Here is a 24,332-nt window from a genome sequence, read left to right as displayed (position 1 = left end):
GCCCGCACGGCCCGTTCCGCCCGTCCCGCCCCGTCCCGGGGTCAGAACCCGCCGACGGCCTCCCGGACCACGTCGGGGGCGTTGGTGATGATCCCGTCGACCCCCATGGCCTGCACCTTCCGGGCGGTCGCCGCGTCGTCCACGATCCAGGTGTCCACCTCCATGGCCCTGCCGTGGGCACCGCGCAGGCCGTGCACCGCCGAGACCCAGTCGGCCGAGATCGTGGTGTGCCACGGGTTGATCCGGTCGGTGAACTCCGCGTACCGCGGCAGGTCCGCCACGGCGGGGGTGCCCAGGAAGGCCGTCACCAAATCCGGGCGCAGCCCGTGGACGATGCGCACGCAGTCGGCGCTGAAGCTCTGCACCACCAGACGCTGCGCGACGTGGCGCGCGTCGAGCCAGCCCGCCTCGTCCAGTACCTGCAGGGTCTGCTCCTCGATCCCCGGGTAGAGCTCCGGCTTCTTGATCTCCAGCAGCAGCCGCTGCTGGTTGCGCTGCACCCGGTCGAGGTACTCCCGCAGGGTCGGCACGGAGGCGCCCGCGTACTCCTCGCCGAACCAGCTGCCCGCGTCCAGCCCGGCGATCTCGGCCGCCGTGAAGTCCTTGACCTTCCAGGGGGACCGGCCCGGGAACCGCTGCTCGACGTCGGTGGTGCGGGCCAGGGTGTCGTCGTGGATCACCACCAGCACGCCGTCCTTGGTGCGCTGCACGTCGTTCTCGACCCAGTCGAAGCCCATCCGCATCGCCAGGTCGATCGCGTCGAGCGTGTTCTCCGGGGCGTAGGCCGAGGCCCCCCGGTGGGCGTACACGACAGGGCCCCCCAGCGCTGCCCGGCCGGCGCCGGCGCCGGTGGCGGATCCGGGGCCGGTGGCGGTGGCGGCGTACGAGGCCGTCCCGCCCAGCAGGGTGAGGGTGAAGCCCAGGAATGCGGCGGCTGCCGCGGCGGCGGGTCGGACGTACATGTGCGTTCTCCTCGGGTCGTGAGCCCTGTTCCTGCGTCAGACGGGTGCGGAGCGGCAGACGTTGTGGCGATGCACTTCACCGCGATCATGGGGCTGAAGATCACCGAGCCGCCACCGAACTACGACAAACGGACCAGAATGAATGACGGCCGCGCGGGCGGCGGGGGACGGCCGGAGCGCGCCGCCGGGCCGAGGGGCTGCATGAGTGTCAGTGGGGAGTCGTACGGTTGACCCATGCGGCCCGTATCGAAGATCGAACGCACGGTGGCGCCTTTCGAGGTCGTCAGCCCCTACCAGCCCAGCGGCGACCAGCCGGCAGCCATCGCCGAGCTGGAGAAGCGCATCCGTGCAGGTGAGAAGGATGTCGTCCTGCTGGGTGCGACCGGCACCGGCAAGTCGGCGACCACCGCCTGGATGATCGAGAAGCTCCAGCGCCCCACCCTGGTCATGGCGCCGAACAAGACGCTCGCCGCCCAGCTGGCGAACGAGTTCCGCGAGCTCCTGCCGAACAACGCCGTCGAGTACTTCGTCTCGTACTACGACTACTACCAGCCCGAGGCCTACGTACCGCAGTCGGACACGTACATCGAGAAGGACTCCTCGATCAACGAGGAGGTGGAGCGGCTGCGCCACTCCGCGACCAACTCGCTGCTGACCCGGCGGGACGTGATCGTCGTCGCCTCCGTGTCCTGCATCTACGGCCTCGGCACCCCGCAGGAGTACGTCGACCGGATGGTCTCCCTCAAGGTCGGCGAGGAGACCGACCGGGACCAGCTGCTGCGCCGCTTCGTGGACATCCAGTACACGCGCAACGACGTGGCCTTCACCCGCGGCACCTTCCGGGTGCGGGGCGACACCATCGAGATCTTCCCGGTCTACGAGGAACTGGCCGTCCGCATCGAAATGTTCGGCGACGAGATCGAGGCCCTCTCCACGCTGCACCCGCTGACCGGCGAGGTCATCAGCGAGGACCGCGAGCTGTACGTCTTCCCCGCCAGCCACTACGTCGCCGGCCCCGAGCGCATGGAGAAGGCGGTCCGCGGCATCGAGGCGGAGCTGGCCGAGCGCCTCGCCGAGCTGGAGAAGCAGGGCAAGATGCTGGAGGCGCAGCGGCTGCGCATGCGCACGACGTACGACCTGGAGATGATGCGCCAGATCGGGTCCTGCTCCGGCATCGAGAACTACTCGCTGCACATGGACGACCGCGAGCGAGGCTCCGCGCCGAACACTCTCATCGACTACTTCCCGGAGGACTTTCTCCTGGTCATCGACGAGTCGCACGTCACCGTGCCGCAGATCGGCGCCATGTACGAGGGCGACGCCTCCCGCAAGCGGACCCTCGTCGACCACGGGTTCCGGCTGCCGTCCGCCCTGGACAACCGGCCGCTGAAGTGGGAGGAGTTCCAGGAGCGGATCGGCCAGACCGTCTACCTGTCGGCGACGCCCGGGAAGTACGAGCTCTCGCGCGGCGACGGCTTCGTCGAGCAGATCATCCGCCCCACCGGCCTCATCGACCCGGAGGTCGTGGTCAAGCCCACCGAGGGGCAGATCGACGACCTGGTTCACGAGATCCGGCAGCGGGTCGAGAAGGACGAGCGGATCCTCGTCACCACCCTCACCAAGAAGATGGCCGAGGACCTCACGGACTACTTCCTGGAGCTCGGCATCCAGGTGCGCTACCTGCACAGCGACGTGGACACCCTGCGCCGCATCGAGCTGCTGCGCGAGCTGCGGGCCGGCGAGTACGACGTCCTGGTCGGCATCAACCTGCTCCGTGAGGGCCTCGACCTTCCCGAGGTGTCCCTGGTGGCGATCCTCGACGCCGACAAGGAGGGCTTCCTGCGCTCCGGGACCTCCCTGATCCAGACGATCGGCCGCGCGGCGCGCAACGTGTCGGGCCAGGTCCACATGTACGCGGACAAGATGACCCCGGCGATGGAGAAGGCCATCGACGAGACCAACCGGCGCCGGGAGAAGCAGATCGCCTACAACACGGCGAACGGGATCGACCCGCAGCCGCTGCGCAAGAAGATCAACGACATCGTCGCCACCATCGCCCGTGAGGAACTCGACACCGAGGAGCTCCTCGGGACCGGGTACCGGCAGGCGAAGGACGGCAAGGGGGCCAAGGCCCCGGTGCCGGCGCTCGGTGGCAGGGCGGCCGCGGCCAAGACGGGTGGTAAGGGTGCGAAGGGGGCAAAGGGCTCCGCGGGCGTCGAGGTGCTCACCGACCGGCCCGCGGCCGAACTGGCCGCGCTCATCGAGCAGATGACCGAGCGCATGCGCGGGGCGGCCGCCGAGCTCCAGTTCGAGGTCGCGGCCCGGATCCGCGACGAGGTCGGCGAGCTGAAGAAGGAGTTGCGGCAGATGAAGGAAGCGGGCCTCGCCTGACCGGAGGCCTGTCAGTAGGGTTGGGTCTCAGCCGCAGGTACACGCTGCACGCTCGTCATGGGGCGGGCCAGGGAGAGGGGACAGTACGTGACGGTCAACATGACCAAGGGTCAGGCCATCAGTCTGCAGAAGGCGGACGGAGGCACGCTGACCGCGGTCCGGATGGGCCTCGGCTGGCAGGCGGCGAAGCGCCGCGGGCTGTTCGGCTCGCGCACCCGGGAGATCGACCTCGACGCCTCGGCGGTGCTCTTCGCCGACAAGCAGCCCGTGGACGTGGTCTTCTTCCGGCACCTGCAGAGCGACGACGGCTCGGTGCGCCACACCGGCGACAACCTCGTCGGCGGCGTCGGCCAGGGCGGGGACGACGAGGCGATCCTCGTCGACCTCCAGCGCGTGCCGGTGCACATCGACCAGATCGTCTTCACGGTGAACTCCTTCACCGGCCAGACGTTCCAGGAAGTGCAGAACGCGTTCTGCCGCATCGTCGACGAGACCAACGGCCAGGAACTGGCTCGTTACACCCTCGACGGCGGCGGTCAGTACACCGCGCAGATCATGGCCAAGGTGTCCCGCGCGGGCGCCGGCTGGCAGATGACGGCCCTCGGGAACCCGGCCAACGGCCGCACCTTCCAGGACCTCATGCCGGCGATCCTGCCGCACCTGTAAGCAGTACCGGACAAGAGAAGAAGGCACGGGGGAGGGGCTGCACGATGACGGCCGAACTGGTCCGGGGGCAGAACCACCCCGTGTCCCAGAGCCGGGTGGAGATCAGGGTCTCGGCGGGCACACCCGTGCTCGCCCTGGCCTCGCTCGCCGACGAACAGGGCCGGTTCTCCGGCAGCGGGATACTGGCCCACCCGGGCGCCAGGTCCCTCCCCGGCGTGCAGTCGCCGGAGGGGCTCGCGGAACGGCACGCCTTCGCCGTCGACCTCGACGAGGTCGCGGCGGACGTCCACCGGCTCGCCGTCCTGCTGGTCCTGCCGCCCGGCGGTCCGGTGCGCTTCGGCGCGGTACCGGCCTCCTACGTGGCCGTCGCCGACCCGGAGGGCGCCGAGCTCGCCGGGTACACGCTGACGGGGCTCGACGCCGAGACGGCCGTGGTCGCCCTGGAGCTGTACCGGCGCCAGGGCGCCTGGAAGGTCCGGGCCGTCGGCCAGGGCTACGCCGAGGGTCTCGGCGCCCTGCTCGCCGACGGCGGACTGCCCGCACCGCATGCCGCGGAGCTGGCCGCCGCCGCGCTGCGCACGGTCGCCCGCACCGCCGAGGCCGACATCACCCTCGCGGCGATGCCGACCCTCGTCGGAGACCTGCGCACCCCGCAGACCCCGGCGCAGCCCCCCGCGCCCACCCCCGAGCCGCCGGACCCGGTCCCGGTCTCCGGGCACCCGTACGCCGGTACGCCCGGGCCCGCGCCCGGTGGCGACGCGCCGGGGGCCCCGCCCACCATCAGCTACGCCCACCCCCGGCGCCGCCGCACCAGCACCGAGCCGCCCGAGCCCGCGCCGCGGGCCGCCGCGGCCCAGGAGCCCGGACAGCCCCCGCGGCCCGTCGCCGGCGACGCCAGCGGCTGGTCCATGGAGGAGCGGCTCTACAACCAGGTCTGGGGCATGTTCGAGGACCTGGCCCGCACGGTCGCCGCCTACCGCAGCGCCGTGGAGTTCGCAGACTCCCGCATGGACCGGGAGCTCGACGAGGCCCTGTCCGACCCGCGCCACCGCCTCGGCGGCTCCGGGAACGCCGCCCGCGACACCGCGCGGGCCCGTCGCGAGGAGCTCGTCGCCCAGGCCCAGGCCGTCCTCGACCGGGACCTGGTCCAGCTCATCGCCGAGTCGGAGGTCGTCGAGCCCGCGCTGCCGGCCGCGTACGCCCGCTGGGACAACCCCGTCTGGCACGGTCACCGCACGCCCGAGGAGAGCCCGCTGGCCCTGCGCCTGGGGGACCTGTACCTGCCCGAGCGGCCCGACCTGCGCATCCCCATGCTGACCCGGGTCCCGCTGGAGCGCGGACTGTGGATCGACAACGGCCGCACCGGCTCCGAGGCCGCGATGGCCATGGACACCGACCGGCTGCGCCGGGCCGCCATGGACATGGCCGTCACCTATGCGGTCCGGCTGCTCGCGGTCCACCCCGCCGACCGCTTCTCGGTCCACGTCATCGACGCGGCCGGGGCCGGATCCGCCTCGCTGGCGCCCCTCGTACGCGCCGGGGTGCTGGCCGGGCCCCCCGCCGCCGGGGCCGCCGGGGTCACCCAGACCCTGGCACGTCTGACCCGGCGGGTGGACCTCGTACAGATGGCGCTGCGGGCCGGTGCTCCCGAGGACCTGCCCCCGGACGTGGACACGGCCGAGCAGCTGCTGATCGTGCACGACTTCCCGCACGGTTTCGACGACCGCGCCGTGACCCAGCTGCGCTACCTCGCCGACGAGGGCTCGGCGGTGGGCGTGCACCTGCTGATGGTCGCGGACCGCGACGAGGCCTCGGCCTACGGGCCGCTGCTCGACCCGCTGTGGCGGTCCCTGATGCGGCTGTCGCCGGTGCCGGACAACCACCTCGCCGACCCCTGGGTCCATCACGCCTGGACCTTCGAACCGGACCTGCCCCCGCAGGGCAGCCGGGTCCTCGACCAGGCGCTGGACCGGGTGGCGGAGGCCCGGCGCACTACCCGTCCGTGACCATTCTTTGGGACTCTCTTTACCTAAACCGTCTTTGACGGGTATGCTCGTGTGTGCGGAGGGGAGTATTCCTGCTTTCCTGCTACGGCGTACCCGTCAATACGGACCACTTCGGCTGAACGAGCGAAGCAGGTCCCGGGGCGTCGGCCCACGGCCTCCAGGTCGTCAGGGTGGAAGAGACCTCCGGCAGCGATGACGCTGACGAAGTGCTGAGCCATCCGCCGGAGGCGTGTTTCACCATGGAAGTTTCCTGGGCCCTTTGGGCGCTGACCATTCTCGGTCTCTCCCTCCTGATCGGCGCCGATTTCTTCATCGGCCGCAAACCCCACGACGTGTCCATCAAGGAAGCGGGCACCTGGACGGTCGTCTGGGTCGTCCTCGCCGTCCTCTTCGGGCTGGGCCTCTGGTTCTTCGGGACCCCGCAGGCCTCCCAGGAGTTCTTCGCGGGCTTCATCACCGAGAAGTCCTTGAGCGTCGACAACCTCTTCGTCTTCGTCCTGATCATGGCGAAGTTCGCGGTGCCCTCCCACCTCCAGCAGCGCGTGCTGCTCATCGGCGTACTGATCGCCCTGGTCCTGCGCGCGGTCTTCATCGCCGCCGGCGCCGCGATCATCGCCAGCTTCTCCTGGGTCTTCTACATCTTCGGCGCCTTCCTGATCTACACCGCGTGGAAGCTCATCCAGGAGGCCCGCAAGGACGAGGACGAGGACGAGTTCGAGGAGAACCGCCTCCTGAAGTCGGTCGAGAAGAAGTTCGGCGTCGCCGACCGGTACCACGGCACCAAGCTCTTCATCCAGAACAACGGCAAGCGCGTGCTGACCCCCCTGATGGTCGTCATGCTCGCCATCGGCACCACCGACGTGCTGTTCGCCCTGGACTCCATCCCCGCGATCTTCGGCCTGACCCAGGACCCGTACATCGTCTTCACGGCCAACGCCTTCGCCCTGATGGGTCTGCGCCAGCTGTACTTCCTCATCGGCGGACTGCTGAAGAAGCTGGTCCACCTCAGCTACGGCCTGTCGATCATCCTCGGCTTCATCGGCATCAAGCTGGTGCTGCACGCCCTGCACGAGTCCGGTGTGCACGTCCCCGTGATCTCGATCCCGGTCTCCCTCGGCGTCATCTGCGGTGTCCTGGTCATCACCACGATCACCAGCCTGATGGCCTCCAAGAAGCAGGCGGCGGCCGAGGCCGCCGCCCGTCCGGAGAACATCGACGCGTAACCGGACCTACGGATCCACAGCTCTACGGATCCACGGACCTACGGATCCACGGACCCACGGACCTACACGGGGGCGGCCGCTTCGGCCGCCCCCGTTTCCGCGCCCCGGACCGCCGCCGCCCGCTTGCGCACGGCCGCCGGACCCGTCTCCGGCAGCAGCGCGAAACAGACCAGGCTGACCAGGGCGATGCCGGTCAGGTAGAGCGCGACGCCCCACGGCGGACCGGAACCGTCGGCCAGCGCCGTCGCCACGATCGGGGTCAGCGCGCCGCCCAGCACCCCGCCCAGGTTGTAGCCGACGGCCGCGCCCGTACAGCGGATCCTCGGCGCGTACAGCTCCGGCAGGTAGGCGGCCACCACCGCGAACATCGTCACCATGCCGATCAGCGCGCCGGTGAAGCCGACCGTCATCAGCAGCGGATCGGCCGTCCGCAACAGCGCCACCAGCGGGAACATCCACACCGCGCAGAGCGCGCACCCGACCAGGCACAGCGGCCGCCGCCCGTAGCGGTCCCCGAGCATCGCGATCAGCGGAGTCACCAGGCCCTTGATCGCGACCGCGACCATGATGCAGGCCAGCATCGTTGTGCGGCCGACCGTGAGGTGCTCGTTGGCGTACGCGAGGGACCAGGTGGTGACCGCGTAGAAGACGGCGTACCCCACGGCGAGCGCCCCGCCGGTCAGCAGGAGCAGCCGCCAGTGGCCCCGGAACACCTCGGCCAGCGGGGCCTCGGCCCGCCGGCCCGTCGCGGCGAGCGCCCGGAACTGCGGGGTCTCCTCCACCGAGTGGCGCAGCCACAGCCCGGCCAGCGCAAGTGCCCCGGCCGCCCAGAACGGCACCCGCCACCCCCAGGACGTGAACTGCGCGTCGGTCAGCGACGCGGACAGTCCCAGCATCAGCCCGTTGGCGAGCAGGAAGCCCACCGCCGGACCCATCTGCGGGAAGCTCGACCACAGTCCGCGCCGCCCCTCGGGAGCGTGCTCGGCGGTCAGCAGCACGGCGCCGCCCCACTCGCCGCCGAGCCCGAGGCCCTGCAGGAAGCGCAGCAGGAGCAGGAGGACCGGCGCGGCCATGCCGATCGAGCCGTACGTGGGCACGCAGCCGACGGCGACGGTGGCGATGCCGGTGAGCAGCAGGGAGGCGAGCAGGACCGGCCGGCGGCCGTAGCGGTCGCCGATGTGGCCGAAGACCACCGAGCCGAGCGGGCGGGCGAGGAAGCCGACGCCGAAGGTGCCGAAGGCGGCGAGGGTCCCGGCGACAGGGGAGAAGGACGGGAAGAAGAGCGGGCCGAGCACGAGCGCGGCGGCCGTCCCGTACACGAAGAAGTCGTAGAACTCGATGGCCGTGCCGGCGAGCGAGGCCGTGGCCAGGCGCAGCATGCCGGGCCCGGCGGAACGGTCGGCCCCGGCGGCCCCGGTGGGTGCGACGGCGGGCGACGGGGCGGGGGCGGCCTCGGGGGCGGGGGAGGCGAGCGGCGGGGAAGGGTCCTGTGGCATGCCGCACCAGATACCCGTTCCCCGCCCCTCAGGACGTGAGTTCGGTCGTAAGCGACCGGAAGGAGTGCGTCGCGCCGTCAAGTTGACGCGTTGCGGTGCCTACCAGCCGCGCTCGCGCCATTCGGCCAGGTGCGGACGCTCGGCGCCGAGGGTGGTGTCGTTGCCGTGCCCCGGGTAGACCCAGGTCTCGTCCGACAGCTGCTCGAAGAGCTTGTGCTGGACGTCGTCGAGCAGGCTCGCGAAGGCCTTCGGGTCGTCGTGGGTGTTGCCGACGCCGCCCGGGAAGAGGCAGTCGCCGGTGAACACGTGCGCGTGCCCGTGCGGGTCGTCGTAGACCAGGGCGATCGAGCCGGGGGTGTGGCCGACCAGGTGGCGCGCGGTCAGGGTGACCCGGCCGACCGTGACCGTGTCCCCGTCGGCGACCGGCACATCGGTCGCCACCGGGATGCCCTCGGCGTCGAGGGCGCCCGCGTACGTGCGCGCGCCGGTCGCCTCGACCACCTCGGCGAGGGCGCCCCAGTGGTCACCGTGCCGGTGCGTGGTGACCACGGACGCGATGCCGTCGTCGCCGATCAGGCTGAGCAGGGTGCCCGCCTCGGCGGCCGCGTCGATGAGCAGCTGCTCGTCTGTGGCGCGGCAGCGCAGCAGGTAGGCATTGTTGTTCATCGGGCCCACCGCGACCTTGGAAATCATCAGGTCCGCGAGTTCGTGCACGTCGGCGGGACCGCCGACCTTGACCTCTCCGGTGTACGTCATGTCCTGATCCTAGGGGGCGTCTAGAGCGGGGGGAGCTCGGGAAGCGGGCCGCCCGAGGTGCTCAGGGAGGCGCCCTTGTTGCCGCGGCCGGCCAGCCAGGCCAGCAGCCCCGCGTCGGTGCCGGACACGGTCACGGCGGGATCCCCGGCGGAGCCGGTGCGCCAGGTCCGGCCGTCGGCCGCGACCAGGGCCACGGGCGGCACCTCGGGGCGGCCGGACCAGCGGTCGGCGAGGAAGACGATCTCGCGCTCGGTGAACTCCTGCGGGAGGTCGGAGAGCTCGTAGCCGATGTTCAGGTCGACGTGGTGCAGATCGGCCTCGACCCAGCGGCGGAAGGGCACGTTGGCCGCGAGGTCGGTGATGCCGTTGCGCAGCTCGACCGTGCGGGACCAGTCCTGGTCGTGCTCGGTGGTGGCCATGAAGCGGGCCGCGGAATCACGCAGGTCCGTCAGGTGTTCTTCCAGGGGCCGGCCGGCGTCGCGCTCGATGTCGGCGTCGCGGGCGGTGGCGCTCTCGTACATCGGACGTCCCTCGAAGACGTTGACGAGCGCATCGGCGTTGCGTGCGAGGTGGGCCAGGATGTGGCCACGGGTCCAGCCCGGGAGGTGTGACTCCTCGGCGAGGGCAGCGTTGTCCAGTTTCGCGACAGCGGTCAGCAGCCGGTCCGTGGCTTCACGTACAGATCGCAGGTCGTGCACATGATCAGTCATGACGGCGAGCCTAGTGGCTCACCCCGCGCCGCCACACGATTGGGTGAAGCGGTCTGCGGAGTGCCGTAAATCGAATGTGCGTGCTATACGCTCGGAAGTCCAAGGACCAAGTCCATCGCAGAGGCGCCCCCCATACCCTGGGACGGGGGCCCGTGCCCCCGCTCTCTCAAGAAAGGTGCGGACCGGCGTGACCGACCGTCTCATCGTTCGTGGCGCTCGCGAGCACAACCTGAAGAACGTCTCGCTCGACCTGCCCCGCGACTCACTCATCGTCTTCACCGGACTCTCCGGGTCGGGCAAGTCCTCCCTGGCCTTCGACACGATCTTCGCCGAGGGGCAGCGCCGCTACGTCGAGTCGCTCTCGTCGTACGCCCGCCAGTTCCTCGGGCAGATGGACAAGCCCGACGTCGACTTCATCGAGGGCCTCTCCCCGGCCGTCTCGATCGACCAGAAGTCGACGTCGCGCAACCCGCGCTCGACCGTGGGCACCATCACCGAGGTCTACGACTACCTCCGCCTGCTCTTCGCCCGCATCGGCAAGCCGCACTGCCCCGAGTGCAGCCGGCCCATCTCGCGCCAGTCGCCGCAGGCGATCGTCGACAAGGTGCTCGCGCTCCCCGAGGGCAGCCGCTTCCAGGTGCTCTCGCCGCTGGTGCGCGAGCGCAAGGGAGAGTTCGTCGATCTCTTCTCCGACCTCCAGACCAAGGGCTACAGCCGGGCGCGGGTGGACGGGGAGACCATCCAGCTCTCCGAGCCGCCCACGCTGAAGAAGCAGGAGAAGCACACCATCGAGGTGGTCATCGACCGCCTCACCGTCAAGGAGAGCGCCAAGCGCCGGCTCACGGACTCCGTGGAGACCGCCCTCGGCCTGTCCGGCGGCATGGTGATCCTGGACTTCGTCGACCTCGCCGAGGACGACCCCGAGCGTGAGCGGATGTATTCCGAGCACCTCTACTGCCCCTACGACGACCTGTCCTTCGAGGAGCTGGAGCCGCGCTCCTTCTCCTTCAACTCGCCCTTCGGCGCCTGCCCCGAGTGCACGGGTATCGGGACGCGCATGGAGGTGGACCCCGAGCTGATCATTCCGGACGAGGACAAGTCCCTGGACGAGGGCGCGGTCTCGCCGTGGTCGCTCGGCCACACCAAGGACTACTTCCAGCGGCTGATCGGCGCGCTCGCCGAGGAGCTGGGCTTCCGCACCGACATCGCGTGGGCCGGTCTGCCGGTGCGCGCGAAGAAGGCCCTGCTGTACGGGCACAAGACGCAGATCGAGGTCCGCTACCGCAACCGGTACGGCCGCGAGCGCGCGTACACGACGGCCTTCGAGGGCGCCGTGCCGTTCGTCAAGCGACGGCACGCGGAGTCGGAGAGCGACGCCAGCCGCGAGCGCTTCGAGGGCTACATGCGCGAAGTGAACTGCCCGACCTGCGAGGGCACCCGCCTCAAGCCGATCGTGCTCGCCGTGACGGTGATGGAGAAGTCCATCGCCGAGGTCGCCGCCATGTCGATCAGCGAGTGCGCGGACTTCCTGGGACGGATGCGCCTCGACGCCCGCGACAAGAAGATCGCCGAGCGGGTCCTGAAGGAGGTCAACGAGAGGCTCCGCTTCCTCGTGGACGTCGGTCTCGACTACCTCTCCCTCAACCGGGCCGCCGGCACCCTGTCGGGCGGCGAGGCCCAGCGCATCCGGCTCGCCACCCAGATCGGCTCCGGCCTGGTCGGCGTGCTCTACGTGCTGGACGAGCCCTCCATCGGTCTGCACCAGCGGGACAACCACCGGCTGATCGAAACCCTGGTGCGGCTGCGGGACATGGGCAACACCCTCATCGTGGTCGAGCACGACGAGGACACCATCAAGGTGGCCGACTGGGTCGTGGACATCGGTCCGGGCGCGGGCGAGCACGGCGGCAAGGTGGTCCACAGCGGCTCGCTGAAGGACCTGCTGAAGAACGCCGAGTCGATGACCGGCCAGTACCTGTCGGGCAAGAAGTCCATCGAGATCCCGGACATCCGCCGGCCCGTGAACGGGGAGCGCAAGCTGACCGTCCACGGCGCCAAGGAGAACAACCTGCGGGACATCGACGTGTCCTTCCCGCTGGGTGTCCTCACGGCCGTGACCGGTGTGTCGGGCTCGGGCAAGTCGACGCTGGTCAACGACATCCTTTACACGCACCTGGCGCGCGAGCTGAACGGCGCCCGCTCGGTGCCCGGGCGGCACACGCGGGTGGAGGGCGACGAGCTCGTCGACAAGGTCGTGCACGTCGACCAGTCGCCGATCGGCCGGACGCCGCGGTCCAACCCGGCGACGTACACGGGCGTCTTTGATCACGTGCGCAAGCTCTTCGCGGAGACGATGGAGGCGAAGGTCCGCGGCTACCTGCCGGGCCGCTTCTCCTTCAACGTGAAGGGCGGCCGCTGCGAGAACTGCGCCGGCGACGGCACGATCAAGATCGAGATGAACTTCCTGCCGGACGTCTACGTCCCGTGCGAGGTCTGCCACGGCGACCGGTACAACCGGGAGACGCTGGAGGTCCACTACAAGGGCAAGTCCATCGCGGAAGTCCTGAACATGCCGATCGAGGAGGCGCTGGGCTTCTTCGAGGCGGTGCCGACCATCGCGCGTCACCTCAAGACGCTCAACGAGGTCGGACTGGGCTACGTCCGCCTCGGCCAGTCCGCGCCGACCCTGTCGGGCGGTGAGGCGCAGCGCGTGAAGCTGGCCTCCGAGCTGCAGAAGCGGTCCACGGGCCGGACGGTCTACGTGCTGGACGAGCCGACCACCGGTCTGCACTTCGAGGACATCTCGAAGCTGATCAAGGTGCTCTCGGGGCTGGTGGACAAGGGGAACTCGGTGATCGTCATCGAGCACAACCTCGACGTCATCAAGACCGCGGACTGGGTCATCGACATGGGCCCGGAGGGCGGCTACGGCGGCGGTCTCGTGGTGGCCGAGGGCACGCCGGAGGCGGTGGCCTCGGTGGGCGCGAGCCACACGGGCAAGTTCCTGCGGGACATCCTGGGAGCGGACCGCGTGTCGGACGGGGCGCCCGTGGCGGGGCCGGCGGCGAAGAAGGCCCCGGCCAAGAAGGCTCCGGCGAAGAAGGCGGTGGCGACCAAGGCCGCCGCCAAGAAGGCGGCCCCGGCCAAGAAGACGACGGCCCGGGCGCGCAAGGCGTAGCCGCCGCGCCGTGTTCGTGTCCGACAGGAGGGCCCGGCCGATGGCCGGGCCCTCCCGCGTCCGCCCGGGCCGCGCCCCGCGTCCGCCCGGGCCGCGCCCCGCGTCCGCCCGGGCCACACCCGGGCCGCGCCGGGGCGGGCCCTTCGTCGCGGGCCGGCCGGGACTGTGCGGACGGGACGCGACCTCAGGAGGCGATGCCCACCGCGCGGCCGGTGCAGGCCGGGTCCGTCAGGGTGGCCAGGAGGGCGTGCGCGACGTCCGCGCGCGGGATGACCCGGCCGCCGCGCACGTTGGCGCCGATCGCACGGCGGTAGGTGCCCGTGCGCGGCTTGTTCTGCAGCATCGGCGGCCGGACGACCGTCCACCGGGTACCGCTCGCGTCCATCGCCGCCTCCATGACGGCGAGGTCCGCGTAGATGTCCCGGAGCAGTCTGCGCAGCAGCGGGTAGACCACGGCCCGCGTGAAGACGCCTTCGCCCTCCGGCAGCGGGCCGACCGGTGCGGCGCTCACGGCCGACAGCGGGCGCACTCCCGATCGGTCCATGGCCGAGGTGATCGCTCTCAGGGCGGGGCCCGCGACGGGTGCCGTCCGGGCCTGCTTGTTGTTCGCCGCGCCCAGTGCGGAGACCACCGCGTCCTGTCCGCTCACCACGGACAGCACCGCCTCCGGGTCGGTCACGTCGGCCACCGTGGCCACGCGCAGCCGAGCGTGGGCGGGAAGCGGCAGCCGTGCCGGGTCCCGTACGACGGCGGTCACCTCGTGTCCCGCGTCGAGTGCCTGCCGGACGACCTCGCGGCCGACGCCGCCCGTGGCTCCGAACACCGTGATCTTCATGGCCCTACCCCCGCACCGAGAGGTGGGTGAGTGCTTACTCACCCCTGCTTCCGCTAGGGTGAGCGAATGCTCACCCCCAAGTCAAGCCGCCCCACTCCCGAGCGGCTGCTCGACGCCGCGGAGAAGCTCATGCGCACCAGCGGCCTGGCCAACGCCACCACCAAGGCCATCGCCCGCGAGGCCGGATGCTCGGAGGCCGCGCTCTACAAGTACTTCGCGAACAAGGAGGAGCTGTTCGTCCGCGTGCTGATGGAGCGCACCCCCAACGCGGGCCCGCTCATGGCCGCCCTGCGGGCCGAACCGGGGGAGAAGGAAGGCGCGGACGGGGTCGAGGAGGGGCTCACCGCCATCGCCCGGCACGCCTCGCTCTTCTACGCGGACGCCATGCCCATGGCCGCCTCGCTCTTCGCCGAGCCCGCTCTGCTCACCCGCCACCGCGAGGGCGTCCTGGAGATCGGGGCGGGCCCGCACCTGGTCCTGGACGCGCTGGCCGGGTGGCTGCGGCGCGAGCTCGAAGCCGGCCGGTTGCGGCCCGGAGCCGACCCGCGGGCCGCCGCGGCGCTGCTGCTCGGAGCCTGCTTCCAGCGGGCCTTCTTCCTGCACTTCTCCGGGGCCCATGTGGTCCAGCCCGTCGAGGAGTTCGCCCCGGCCGTCGCCCGTACCCTGTGGGCCGCGCTGAGGTGAGCCGAGCCGGGCCGTCAGAGCTCCGCCGCGTACGGCGGCTCCGCGCCCGCCCGCATGCAGGTCAGGGCCGCCGCGTGGGCGGCGTGCGCCAGCACCTCCGGCCAGTCCACCGGACGTCCCGGCGCGGCCGTGAGCCGGTGCAGCAGGGCGGCGTTGACGGTGTCGCCCGCGCCGATCGTGTCCGCCACCGCCACCGGACGGGCCGCGGCCGAGTGCTCCGCGCCCTCCCGCGTCCAGGCCGTCAGGCCCGCCGCGCCCCGGGTCAGCACCACCACCGACGGTCCGGCCGCGAGCCAGTCCTCGACCCGGCCGCCCAGCCAGGCGGCGTCCTCCTCCGACAGCTTGAGGACGCTCGTGTGCGGCAGCAGCCGCTCCAGGAAGCGCGCGCGGTACGCCGCCGGATCCGCGATCAGCGCCGGCCGGATGTTGGGGTCCAGCAGGGTCAGCAGCCCGCGTCGCGACTCCCGGCGCAGCAGGGCCTCGTACGCGCTCGCGCCCGGTTCCAGGACCAGCGAGCAGGTGCCGAGCGCGAGGGCCCGTACCCCCTCGGGGAGGGCGGGCGGCAGCGTGAACAGCCGGTCCGCCGTGCCCTCGACGTAGAAGCCGTACGAGGCCGAGCCGTCCGGGGCCAGCGAGGGCACGGCGAGCGTGGTCGGCTCCGGTCCGCGCTGCACCAGCGACAGGTCCACCCCGGCCGCCCGCAGCCCGGCCAGCAGGCTCTCGCCGAAGCCGTCCGAGGAGACCCGGGAGCAGAAGGCCACCTCTGCGCCGAGCCGCCCGAGCGCGAGCGCGGTGTTGTACGGTCCGCCGCCCGGCCGGGGCAGCAGCGCGCCGGGCGGCTGCGCCACGGGCACCAGGTCGATGAGGGCTTCTCCGCCGACGACGATCACGCGGGGGAAGCTACCTCATGGGGCGGAGGTATCGTCGGGTGGGCCGGGTCCCGGCCCGGGCCGAGGCCGTGCAGCCGGCCCGTACCCGGTTCGTACCCGGCCCCGCTTCCCGCCCGCAGCCCAGGAGAACCGCATGTCCGCGTCGCAGTCGCCCGCCCGCCGTACCGTCCTCAAGGGCGCCGCCGCGCTCGCCGGGGCCACCGGTGCCGGAGTGACCCTCGCGGCCTGCTCCACCGAGACCAACAGCGGGGGCAACACCCCCGCCACCCCCACCGCGCCGGTGGACCTGGGCGCCGCGGCCGACGTCCCGGTGGGCGGGGCGAAGCTGTACCGGGAGAAGAAGCTGATCGTCAGCTGCCCGGCGGAGGGCCAGTACAAGGCGTTCAGCGCCCAGTGCACGCACGCCGGCTGCGTCCTGGACAAGATCGTCGAAGGCGAGGGGAACTGCCCCTGCCACGGCAGTCGCTTCGACGTGAACACCGGCAAGGTCCTGCGCGGCCCGGCCTCCGACCCGCTGCCCGCCGTCCCGGTCCGGGCCGAGAACGGCAAGCTCGTCGCGGGCTGACCCGCGGCCGGACGTCAGTCCCAGTCCCAGGCGATCCCGAGGATCCCGCGCCGCACCGACTGTTCGACCAGGTGCACCGCCCGGTGCCGGCCGCTCGGCGTCAGGTCCACGAGGCCGGTGCGCGCGGCCTCGGGCGCGCCGCGGACGAAGCGCCGGCAGCGCACCGGCAGGGCCGCTTCGTCGAAGCTGACCTGGAGCATGTACTGGCCGCCGGCGTAGCTGAAACCGCGCACGTACTCGCGGCTGCGGGCGCCCGTGCCGTCCTCGATCCCGTAGCCGAAGACGTGCGTGTCCCCGCGCCGCAGCCGAGCGTCGAAGAGCAGCTCCGCGACCACCAGTCCGGCCTCCGGGTGGCAGCGCACCCGGCCCGTGCGGCAGTTCTCGTACGCCGTCACGCGCATCCGGGACACGTCGCATCCCGGGTCGCCGTGGTGGACGGCGAGGTAGCGGTCGACCCCGTCGCGGTGCGCCCGGACGATCTGCTGCGACTCGCGGACCCGCAGCTCGCCCGCCGGTCCTATGCGGACCCGCTCGTGATGGCCGACCGAGTGCAGCCCGCCGTCCGGCGGAAGGTCCATCCCGTCCAGCAGCCGCTCCACGGTCCTGCCCGTTCTGAGCAGGGCCCGGTACGAGCGGGTGGGCGGCCGGGCGGGCCCGGAGCCGGGTTCCGGGTCGGTCAGCAGGCGCAGCAGGGAGCCCTCGGGCAGCTCCAGGATCCGTTCCAGGGCGGTGACCGCCCGCAGCGACTCCGGGTGGCGCGGCCGCCGGGCGCCCTGCTGCCAGTAACTGAGGCTGGTGACGCCGACCTTGATGCCCTGGGCCGCGAGCCGGTGCTGCACCCGGTGCAGGGGCAGTCCGCGCGCGGCAAGGGCGGCCCGCAGGGCGAGGTGGAAGGGGCCGGCCCGCAGCAGCCGGCCGAGTTCCGCCGTATCGACGGTCGGTGGCATGGCGACTCCTCTGTGAACGTTCACACGGGCCGGCGCGGGGGGTTGCGGGGGCGGCTCCGGGAGAGCAGGTGACACGGCAGTAACCGTTCACACCACAGCCCCACCGTTCACACCGCAATGTCACCGCGTATTGAAGCGTGTTGACCTGATCGCGACAACTCCCTGATGCTCCTGAACAGCGTCCGGACGCGCTCCTCCACCCCCCATTCCCCACATTGGGAGGAACGCGATGCGCAACCGAAACCGGCGGCTCTCCCCAGCCGCCGCGCTCACCGCAGTGCTCACCGCGCTGCTGTTCGTCCTGTCCCTCGGCACCGGCACCGCCGCCGCTGCCGAGGCCGGCAGTGAATCCGCCCTCGCCGCCAAGCGCCTGAACATCACCATGCAGGCCCAGACGAAGACCAACTGGTGCTGGGCCGCGGGCGGCAACACCATCGCCAGCTGGTTCGGCCGGAACTACAGCCAGAACCAGTTCTGCAACGCCGCCTTCAACCGCCAGCAGGGCAGCGAATGCCCCAACAACCAGGCCACCCTCGGCAACGTCCAGACCGGACTGCGCTGGGCCGGCATCAGCCCCGGCTCGTACGTCAACGGCTGGCTCCAGTACTCCACCGTCCAGACCGAGATCAACGCGAACCGGCCGGTCGAGACCCGGATCCAGTGGTCGAACGGCGGCGGCCACATGCACGTCGTCTACGGCTACGACACCGCGAGCAACTGGGTCTACTGGGGCGATCCCTGGCCCTCCAGCGACCGCTACAACTGGGCCTCGCACTCCTGGTACGTCAACAACAGCACCTTCTCCTGGACCCACTCCCTCTACCGGATCGGGGCGTGACCGCCATGACCCTGCGCGCCACTGCCGCCGCCGCGGTCATCGCCGCCACCGCCCTCCTCGGCCTCGCCCCGCAGGCCGTCGCCGCCCCGGGGGGCCCGGCCCCGCAGCCCCGGGCCGCCACCGCCGAGCACAGGGCCGCCGCCACCGAGGCGGCCACCGCGCCCGGCACCCTGGCCACGCTCTCCCGCTTCTTCGCCCGGGAGGGCAAGGTCTCCGCCACGGCCGCGCAGCCCCGGATCGAGGGCGAGGCGATCGCGGTCAACCACCTCTCCCCGGAGTTCGTCGCGGGCAAGGCGGGCGCGCCCGTCGCCCGGCTGGAGTTCCTCGCCAGCAGAGCCGTCTCCTCCGACGGCCAGCAGGCCGCCCTGTGGACCGCCCGGACGGAGGTCGGCTGGGAGGTGGTGAACATCGCCACCGGCGACGACGAGTTCCGCTACGCGCAGCTCGGCGCGGCGAAACTGCCCGGTGGGACGGTGTTCCGGGAGCCGCAGATCGACGCCTGGTACGTGACGGCGGACAGCAGGGTGCTGCCGCTGGACGAGGACGCGGTACGGGCCGTGGGCGCCGGGGGCACGAGCCTGGCCGCCTACCGGGCCCGGGTCGTCACGGCGTACGGGGACAAGCTCCCCGGCTCCGCCTACGCCGAGCGCGGCGCGGCCGGCGGCTTCGCCGAAGGCTCCGCGGCGGGATCCGCGGCAGGCGGGACCCCGGTTGCGACCGTGGCCGGTGGCGCCGGTGGCGCCGGTGTGCTCGCGCTGGGCGGCGCGGGGGTGCTGCTCCTGCGCCGCCGCCGCTCCATGGCATAGCCGTCGGCAGGGCCCGGCCCTCATGGGGCCGGGCCCTGCACGTCCGGCCGCGCCGCCGCGGCCGCGCCTCAAACGCCGGCGGGGCCGGTTCGCCGGGCTCTGCCCGGACCCGCGCCTCAAACGCCGGCGAGGCTGAAAGGCAGGGCTCGGCCTCGGGCCCCGGAGGCCCGCGCGGCGGACCGCCCGGATCCGCGGACCGCGCCGGAGGCGTACGGTCCGTTGTCGGTGCGCGCCAGTAGGGTGGTTGGCATGGCCGACCCTTCCAGCTACCGCCCCAAGCCGGGACAGATCCCCGACTCCCCGGGGGTCTACAAGTTCCGCGACGAGCACCGCCGGGTGATCTACGTCGGGAAGGCCAAGAGCCTGCGCCAGCGTCTGGCCAGCTACTTCCAGGACGTCGCCGGCCTGCACCCCCGTACCGCCACGATGGTGACCACGGCCGCCTCCGTCGAGTGGACCGTGGTGTCCACCGAGGTCGAGGCGCTCCAGCTGGAGTACTCGTGGATCAAGGAGTTCGACCCCCGGTTCAACGTCAAGTACCGGGACGACAAGAGCTACCCCTCCCTCGCCGTCACCCTCAATGAGGAGTACCCGAGGGTCCAGGTCATGCGCGGGCCCAAGAAGAAGGGCGTGCGTTACTTCGGTCCGTACGGACACGCCTGGGCCATCCGCGAGACCGTCGACCTGATGCTCCGGGTGTTCCCGGTCCGGACCTGCTCCGCGGGCGTGTTCAAGCGCTCCGCCCAGATCGGCCGCCCCTGCCTGCTCGGCTACATCGGCAAGTGCTCCGCCCCCTGCGTCGGCCGGGTCACCCCCGAGGAACACCGCGAACTGGCCGAGGACTTCTGCGACTTCATGGCCGGCCGCACCGGCACCTACCTCTCCCGGCTGGAGAAGGACATGCACGCGGCCGCCGAGGAGATGGAGTACGAGAAGGCCGCCCGGCTGCGCGACGACATCGGGGCGCTGCGCCGGGCGATGGAGAAGAACGCCGTGGTGCTCGCCGACGCCACCGACGCCGACCTGATCGCCGTGGCCGAGGACGAGCTCGAAGCCGCCGTGCAGATCTTCCACGTCCGCGGCGGACGGGTCCGCGGCCAGCGCGGCTGGGTCACCGACAAGGTCGAGGCCGTCGACACGGCCGGGCTCGTCGAGCACGCCCTCCAGCAGCTCTACGGCGAGGAGAAGGGCGAGGCCGTCCCCAAGGAGGTGCTGGTCCCGGCGCTCCCGGAGGACGCGCCCGTACTGGGCCAGTGGCTCGCCGACCGCCGAGGGTCCCAGGTCAGCCTGCGGATACCGCAGCGCGGCGACAAGAAGGCCCTGATGGAGACCGTCCACCGCAACGCGCTGCAGTCCCTCGCCCTGCACAAGACCAAGCGCGCCAGCGACCTGACCACCCGCTCCCGGGCACTGGAGGAGATCGCCGAGGCCCTGGAGCTCGACAGCGCCCCGCTGCGCATCGAATGCTTCGACATCTCCCACCTCCAGGGGGACGACGTCGTCGCGTCGATGGTCGTCTTCGAGGACGGGCTGGCCCGCAAGAGCGAGTACCGGCGCTTCCAGATCAAGTCCTTCGAGGGGCAGGACGACGTCCGCTCCATGCACGAGGTGGTCTCCCGGCGCTTCCGCCGCTACCTCCAGGAGAAGCTCAGGACGGGGGAGTGGGACCCCGAGGACGCCGACGCGGGCGGGGAGGTGCCCGAGGACGACGGGCGCCCCAAGCGCTTCGCGTACCCGCCCCAGCTCGTCGTGGTCGACGGCGGGCAGCCGCAGGTCGCCGCCGCCAAGCGGGCCCTGGAGGAGCTCGGGATCGACGACGTGGCCGTGTGCGGTCTGGCCAAGCGGCTGGAGGAGGTCTGGCTGCCCGGCGAGGACGACCCGGTCGTGCTGCCGCGCACCAGCGAGGGCCTCTACCTGCTCCAGCGGGTACGTGACGAAGCCCACCGCTTCGCCATCCAGTACCAGCGCAACAAACGCGGCAAGCGGCTGAAATCCGGCCCGCTGGACGAGGTGGCCGGCCTCGGCGAGAGCCGCAAGCAGGCCCTGATCAAGCACTTCGGTTCGGTGAAGAAGCTGAGACAGGCGACAATCGAGCAGATCTGCGAGGTCCCGGGCATAGGCCGCAAGACGGCCGAGACCGTGGCCGCGGCCCTCGCCGGAGCGGTTCCCGCCGGTCCTGCCGTCAACACGGCCACAGGAGAGATCATTGAGGATGAGACTCCTGCGTCAGCAGGAGCATCGTCCGAACGGGGGACCGAGCAATGACCGAGCACGAGACCACGCACGACCGAGACGGAGCACAGGTGAGTACCGGCACGACAGCGGAGCCCGGCGAGACCGCCGAGGCGGCCATCCCCGAGCTGGTGATCATCTCCGGCATGTCCGGGGCCGGCCGCAGTACGGCGGCCAAGTGTCTGGAGGACCTCGGCTGGTTCGTGGTGGACAACCTCCCGCCGGCCCTGATCCCGACCATGGTCGAGCTCGGCGCCCGCTCCCAGGGCAACGTGGCGCGCATCGCCGTCGTCGTCGACGTCCGCGGCCGTCAGTTCTTCGACGCCCTGCGCGAGTCCCTCGCCGACCTGGACAGCAAGGGCGTCACCCGCCGCATCGTCTTCCTGGAGTCCTCCGACGACGCGCTGGTCCGCCGCTTCGAGTCGGTCCGCCGCCCGCACCCGCTGCAGGGCGACGGGCGCATCACCGACGGCATCGCCGCCGAGCGCGACCTGCTGCGCGAGCTGCGCGGCGACGCCGACCTGGTGATCGACACCTCCAGCCTGAACGTGCACGAGCTGCGCGCGAAGATGGACGCCCAGTTCGCCGGGGACGAGGAGCCCGAGCTGCGGGCCACCGTCATGTCCTTCGGCTACAAGTACGGCCTTCCCGTCGACGCCGACCTCGTCGTCGACTGCCGCTTCATCCCGAACCCGCACTGGGTCCCCGAGCTGCGCCCCTTCACCGGGCTCAACGAGGAGGTGTCGGGGTACGTCTTCAGCCAGCCCGGCGCCAAGGAGTTCCTCGACCGCTACACCGAGCTCCTGCAGCTCATCGCCACCGGCTACCGCCGCGAGGGCAAGCGGTACGTGACCATCGCGGTCGGCTGCACGGGCGGCAAGCACCGCAGCGTGGCCATGTCCGAGAAGCTCGCCGCACGCCTCGCCTCCGAGGGAGTCGAGACCGTCGTAGTCCACCGGGACATGGGGCGCGAGTGACCGCACGGACCCCGCGGCTGAGCCGCCTGCGCCGCCTCACCCCAGGACGGGGCGAGGACGGCGTGGGCCGCTCCGGCCGTTCCGGCCGCCGGCGCGGCGCCACGCCCAAGGTGGTGGCGCTCGGCGGCGGCCAGGGCCTGTCGGCCTCCCTCGCAGCCCTGCGCCGCATCACGGGCGACCTCACCGCCGTCGTCACCGTCGCCGACGACGGCGGATCCAGCGGCCGGCTCCGCGAGGAGCTCGGCGTGCTCCCGCCCGGCGACCTGCGCAAGGCGCTGGCCGCACTGTGCGGGGACGACGACTGGGGCCAGACCTGGGCCCGGGTGATCCAGCACCGCTTCCAGTCCGAGGGCGACCTGCACGGCCACGCGGTCGGGAACCTGCTGATCGTCGCCCTGTGGGAACAGCTCGGCGATCCCGTACAGGCCCTCGACCTGGTCGGCAAGCTGCTCGGCGCCCAGGGCCGGGTGCTGCCGATGTCGGCCGTCCCGCTGGAGCTGCAGGCCCTGGTCAGGGGGCACCACCCGGCCCGCCCCGAGGACGTGGACACCGTCCGCGGGCAGGCCACGGTGGCACTGACCCCGGGCGAGGTGCTCTCCGTACAGGTGGTGCCGAGCGACCCGCCGGCCGTACCGGAAGCGGTCGCCGCGGTGCTGGACGCCGACTGGGTGGTGCTCGGTCCGGGGTCCTGGTTCTCGTCGGTCATTCCGCACCTGCTGGTGCCGGAACTGCTCGACGCGCTGATGGAGACGAAGGCCCGGCGAGTGCTCTCGCTGAACCTCGCACCGCAGCCCGGTGAAACAGAGGGCTTCTCTCCGCAGCGTCATTTGGAGGTTTTGGCCCGACACGCCCCTAAACTCGCCCTGGACGTGGTGCTGGCCGATCAGGCCGCCGTGCCCGACCGCGAGTCCCTCGCCGATGCCGCGAAACGGTTCGGTGCCGCGGTCGAGCTGGCGCCCGTGGCCAGACAGGACGGCTCTCCGAAACACGACCCGGAGCTGCTGGCCGCCGCGTACGACCGTATTTTTCGGATGCATGGAAGGATCGGCCCATGGCGATGACGCCTGCGGTGAAGGATGAGATCTCCCGCCTGCCCGTCACCCGGACCTGCTGCAGGAAGGCGGAGGTCTCGGCGATCCTTCGGTTTGCGGGCGGGCTGCACCTGGTCAGCGGGCGCATCGTCATCGAGGCGGAACTGGACACCGGGATCGCGGCCAGACGGCTGCGCAAGGACATCCTGGAGATCTTCGGCCATTCCTCGGACCTGGTCGTGATGGCACCCGGCGGACTGCGCCGCGGCAGCCGCTACGTGGTCCGCGTCGTGGCCGGCGGTGACCAGCTGGCGCGCCAGACGGGCCTCGTGGACGGCCGCGGGCGCCCCATCCGGGGTCTTCCCCCGCAGGTGGTCTCCGGGGCCACCTGTGACGCGGAGGCGGCCTGGCGCGGCGCCTTCCTGGCCCACGGCTCGCTCACCGAGCCGGGCCGGTCCTCCTCCCTGGAGGTCACCTGCCCCGGCCCGGAGGCCGCCCTGGCCCTGGTGGGCGCCGCCCGCAGGCTGTCCATCGCCGCCAAGGCGCGCGAGGTGCGCGGAGTGGACCGGGTCGTGGTCCGCGACGGCGACGCCATCGGCGCCCTGCTGACCAGGCTCGGCGCGCACGAGTCGGTGCTGGCCTGGGAGGAGCGGCGGATGCGGCGCGAGGTGCGCGCCACCGCCAACCGGCTGGCCAACTTCGACGACGCCAACCTGCGCCGCTCGGCGCGCGCCGCGGTGGCCGCCGGAGCCCGCGTGCAGCGTGCGCTGGAGATCCTCGGCGAGGAGGTCCCGGAGCACCTGGCCGCGGCCGGCCGCCTGCGCATGGAGCACAAGCAGGCCTCCCTGGAGGAGCTGGGCGCGCTCGCCGACCCGCCGCTGACCAAGGACGCGGTCGCCGGCCGGATCCGCCGCCTGCTGGCGATGGCCGACAAGCGGGCCCAGGACCTCGGCATTCCGGGTACCGAGTCGAACCTCGACCTCAGCGAGGAGCTGGCCGACAACATGGCCGGCTAGGCACGGGCGTCGATTCGGCCGAAGGGGCCCGCGCGATCACTCGTGCGGGCCCCTTTGCCGCACGCCCCATTGACATGAGCATGGGCCGGTCTTGAGTCTGGCGTCCGAACGCTTTCGTGGCAG

The 24,332-nt window shown here is 71.8% G+C and carries 20 protein-coding genes; 13 read left to right on the top strand and 7 right to left on the bottom strand.

The window, feature by feature from the left end; genetic code table 11:
- Positions 1–41 precede the first annotated feature (41 nt).
- Complete coding sequence (locus OG753_RS12815; RefSeq protein WP_405788490.1) at positions 42–962, bottom strand: glycerophosphodiester phosphodiesterase; 921 nt, start codon at positions 960–962, stop codon at positions 42–44.
- Positions 963–1,196: 234 nt separating this feature from the next.
- On the opposite strand from OG753_RS12815, the gene uvrB reads away from it, so the two are divergent.
- From uvrB to OG753_RS12795, 4 genes are all read left to right on the top strand, one after another.
- Complete coding sequence (gene uvrB / locus OG753_RS12810; protein ID WP_327261924.1) at positions 1,197–3,353, top strand: excinuclease ABC subunit UvrB; 2,157 nt, start codon at positions 1,197–1,199, stop codon at positions 3,351–3,353.
- 87 nt (positions 3,354–3,440) lie between these two features.
- Entirely contained in the window at positions 3,441–4,019 is a 579-nt protein-coding gene (locus OG753_RS12805) for a TerD family protein (protein WP_030762430.1), read from the top strand.
- A gap of 44 nt (positions 4,020–4,063) precedes the next feature.
- Entirely contained in the window at positions 4,064–6,025 is a 1,962-nt protein-coding gene (locus OG753_RS12800) for a TerD family protein (RefSeq protein WP_405788488.1), read from the top strand.
- A 239-nt stretch (positions 6,026–6,264) separates the two neighbouring features.
- Positions 6,265–7,248 carry a TerC family protein gene (locus OG753_RS12795; RefSeq protein WP_327261922.1) on the top strand — a complete coding sequence of 328 codons (984 nt, stop codon included), beginning with the start codon at positions 6,265–6,267 and terminating at the stop codon, positions 7,246–7,248.
- A 62-nt stretch (positions 7,249–7,310) separates the two neighbouring features.
- Here OG753_RS12795 and OG753_RS12790 read toward each other — a convergent pair whose 3' ends face one another.
- The 3 genes from OG753_RS12790 to OG753_RS12780 all read right to left on the bottom strand — a co-directional run bounded on the left by OG753_RS12790 (position 7,311) and on the right by OG753_RS12780 (position 10,210).
- On the bottom strand, positions 7,311–8,627 hold the full coding sequence (locus OG753_RS12790; protein WP_405792629.1) for an MFS transporter: 1,317 nt from the start codon (positions 8,625–8,627) through the stop codon (positions 7,311–7,313).
- A 216-nt stretch (positions 8,628–8,843) separates the two neighbouring features.
- Entirely contained in the window at positions 8,844–9,500 is a 657-nt protein-coding gene (locus OG753_RS12785; protein WP_327261921.1) for an MBL fold metallo-hydrolase, read from the bottom strand.
- A 20-nt stretch (positions 9,501–9,520) separates the two neighbouring features.
- Positions 9,521–10,210: a maleylpyruvate isomerase family mycothiol-dependent enzyme gene (locus OG753_RS12780; protein ID WP_405788486.1), complete on the bottom strand. Its 690-nt coding sequence runs from the start codon at positions 10,208–10,210 to the stop codon at positions 9,521–9,523.
- A 187-nt stretch (positions 10,211–10,397) separates the two neighbouring features.
- Between OG753_RS12780 and uvrA the strand changes: the two genes are divergently transcribed.
- Positions 10,398–13,388 (top strand): excinuclease ABC subunit UvrA, encoded by a 2,991-nt coding sequence (gene uvrA / locus OG753_RS12775; protein WP_405788484.1) that lies wholly within the window; start codon positions 10,398–10,400, stop codon positions 13,386–13,388.
- 184 nt (positions 13,389–13,572) lie between these two features.
- Here uvrA and OG753_RS12770 read toward each other — a convergent pair whose 3' ends face one another.
- Positions 13,573–14,223, bottom strand: coding sequence for an NAD(P)H-binding protein (locus OG753_RS12770; protein WP_327261918.1), 651 nt, complete (start codon positions 14,221–14,223; stop codon positions 13,573–13,575).
- A gap of 66 nt (positions 14,224–14,289) precedes the next feature.
- Between OG753_RS12770 and OG753_RS12765 the strand changes: the two genes are divergently transcribed.
- The gene (locus tag OG753_RS12765; RefSeq protein WP_405788483.1) at positions 14,290–14,907 is read left to right on the top strand and encodes a TetR/AcrR family transcriptional regulator; all 618 of its coding nucleotides are present in this window, start codon (positions 14,290–14,292) and stop codon (positions 14,905–14,907) included.
- A 14-nt stretch (positions 14,908–14,921) separates the two neighbouring features.
- On the opposite strand, the gene OG753_RS12760 is transcribed toward OG753_RS12765, so the two are convergent.
- Positions 14,922–15,797, bottom strand: a complete 876-nt coding sequence (locus OG753_RS12760; protein ID WP_405788482.1) for a carbohydrate kinase — start codon at positions 15,795–15,797, stop codon at positions 14,922–14,924.
- Between the two features lie 133 nt (positions 15,798–15,930).
- On the opposite strand from OG753_RS12760, the gene OG753_RS12755 reads away from it, so the two are divergent.
- Entirely contained in the window at positions 15,931–16,362 is a 432-nt protein-coding gene (locus tag OG753_RS12755; RefSeq protein ID WP_383197740.1) for a Rieske (2Fe-2S) protein, read from the top strand.
- A 14-nt stretch (positions 16,363–16,376) separates the two neighbouring features.
- Here the strand turns inward: OG753_RS12755 and OG753_RS12750 are convergent, their stop codons facing one another.
- Positions 16,377–17,309, bottom strand: coding sequence for a hypothetical protein (locus OG753_RS12750; RefSeq protein WP_327261914.1), 933 nt, complete (start codon positions 17,307–17,309; stop codon positions 16,377–16,379).
- A 229-nt stretch (positions 17,310–17,538) separates the two neighbouring features.
- Between OG753_RS12750 and OG753_RS12745 the strand changes: the two genes are divergently transcribed.
- From OG753_RS12745 to whiA, 6 genes are all read left to right on the top strand, one after another.
- Positions 17,539–18,147 carry a papain-like cysteine protease family protein gene (locus OG753_RS12745; protein ID WP_405788480.1) on the top strand — a complete coding sequence of 203 codons (609 nt, stop codon included), beginning with the start codon at positions 17,539–17,541 and terminating at the stop codon, positions 18,145–18,147.
- A gap of 5 nt (positions 18,148–18,152) precedes the next feature.
- Complete coding sequence (locus OG753_RS12740) at positions 18,153–18,953, top strand: hypothetical protein (RefSeq protein WP_405792627.1); 801 nt, start codon at positions 18,153–18,155, stop codon at positions 18,951–18,953.
- Between the two features lie 249 nt (positions 18,954–19,202).
- Entirely contained in the window at positions 19,203–21,218 is a 2,016-nt protein-coding gene (gene uvrC, locus OG753_RS12735) for an excinuclease ABC subunit UvrC (protein WP_327261912.1), read from the top strand.
- Positions 21,215–22,162: an RNase adapter RapZ gene (rapZ, locus tag OG753_RS12730; RefSeq protein WP_030388929.1), complete on the top strand. Its 948-nt coding sequence runs from the start codon at positions 21,215–21,217 to the stop codon at positions 22,160–22,162. The genes uvrC and rapZ overlap by 4 nt, the downstream gene beginning before the upstream one ends.
- Complete coding sequence (yvcK, locus tag OG753_RS12725; protein ID WP_327261911.1) at positions 22,159–23,223, top strand: uridine diphosphate-N-acetylglucosamine-binding protein YvcK; 1,065 nt, start codon at positions 22,159–22,161, stop codon at positions 23,221–23,223. The genes rapZ and yvcK overlap by 4 nt, the downstream gene beginning before the upstream one ends.
- The gene (gene whiA, locus OG753_RS12720) at positions 23,214–24,209 is read left to right on the top strand and encodes a DNA-binding protein WhiA (protein WP_037792880.1); all 996 of its coding nucleotides are present in this window, start codon (positions 23,214–23,216) and stop codon (positions 24,207–24,209) included. The genes yvcK and whiA overlap by 10 nt, the downstream gene beginning before the upstream one ends.
- Positions 24,210–24,332 lie beyond the last annotated feature (123 nt).

The organism is Streptomyces sp. NBC_00029 (genome assembly GCF_045160505.1).
In the GTDB taxonomy this organism is placed as follows: Bacteria; Actinomycetota; Actinomycetes; order Streptomycetales; family Streptomycetaceae; genus Streptomyces.
Note: the sequence above shows the minus strand (reverse complement) of the source record. Positions and strands in the feature narration are given on the sequence as shown.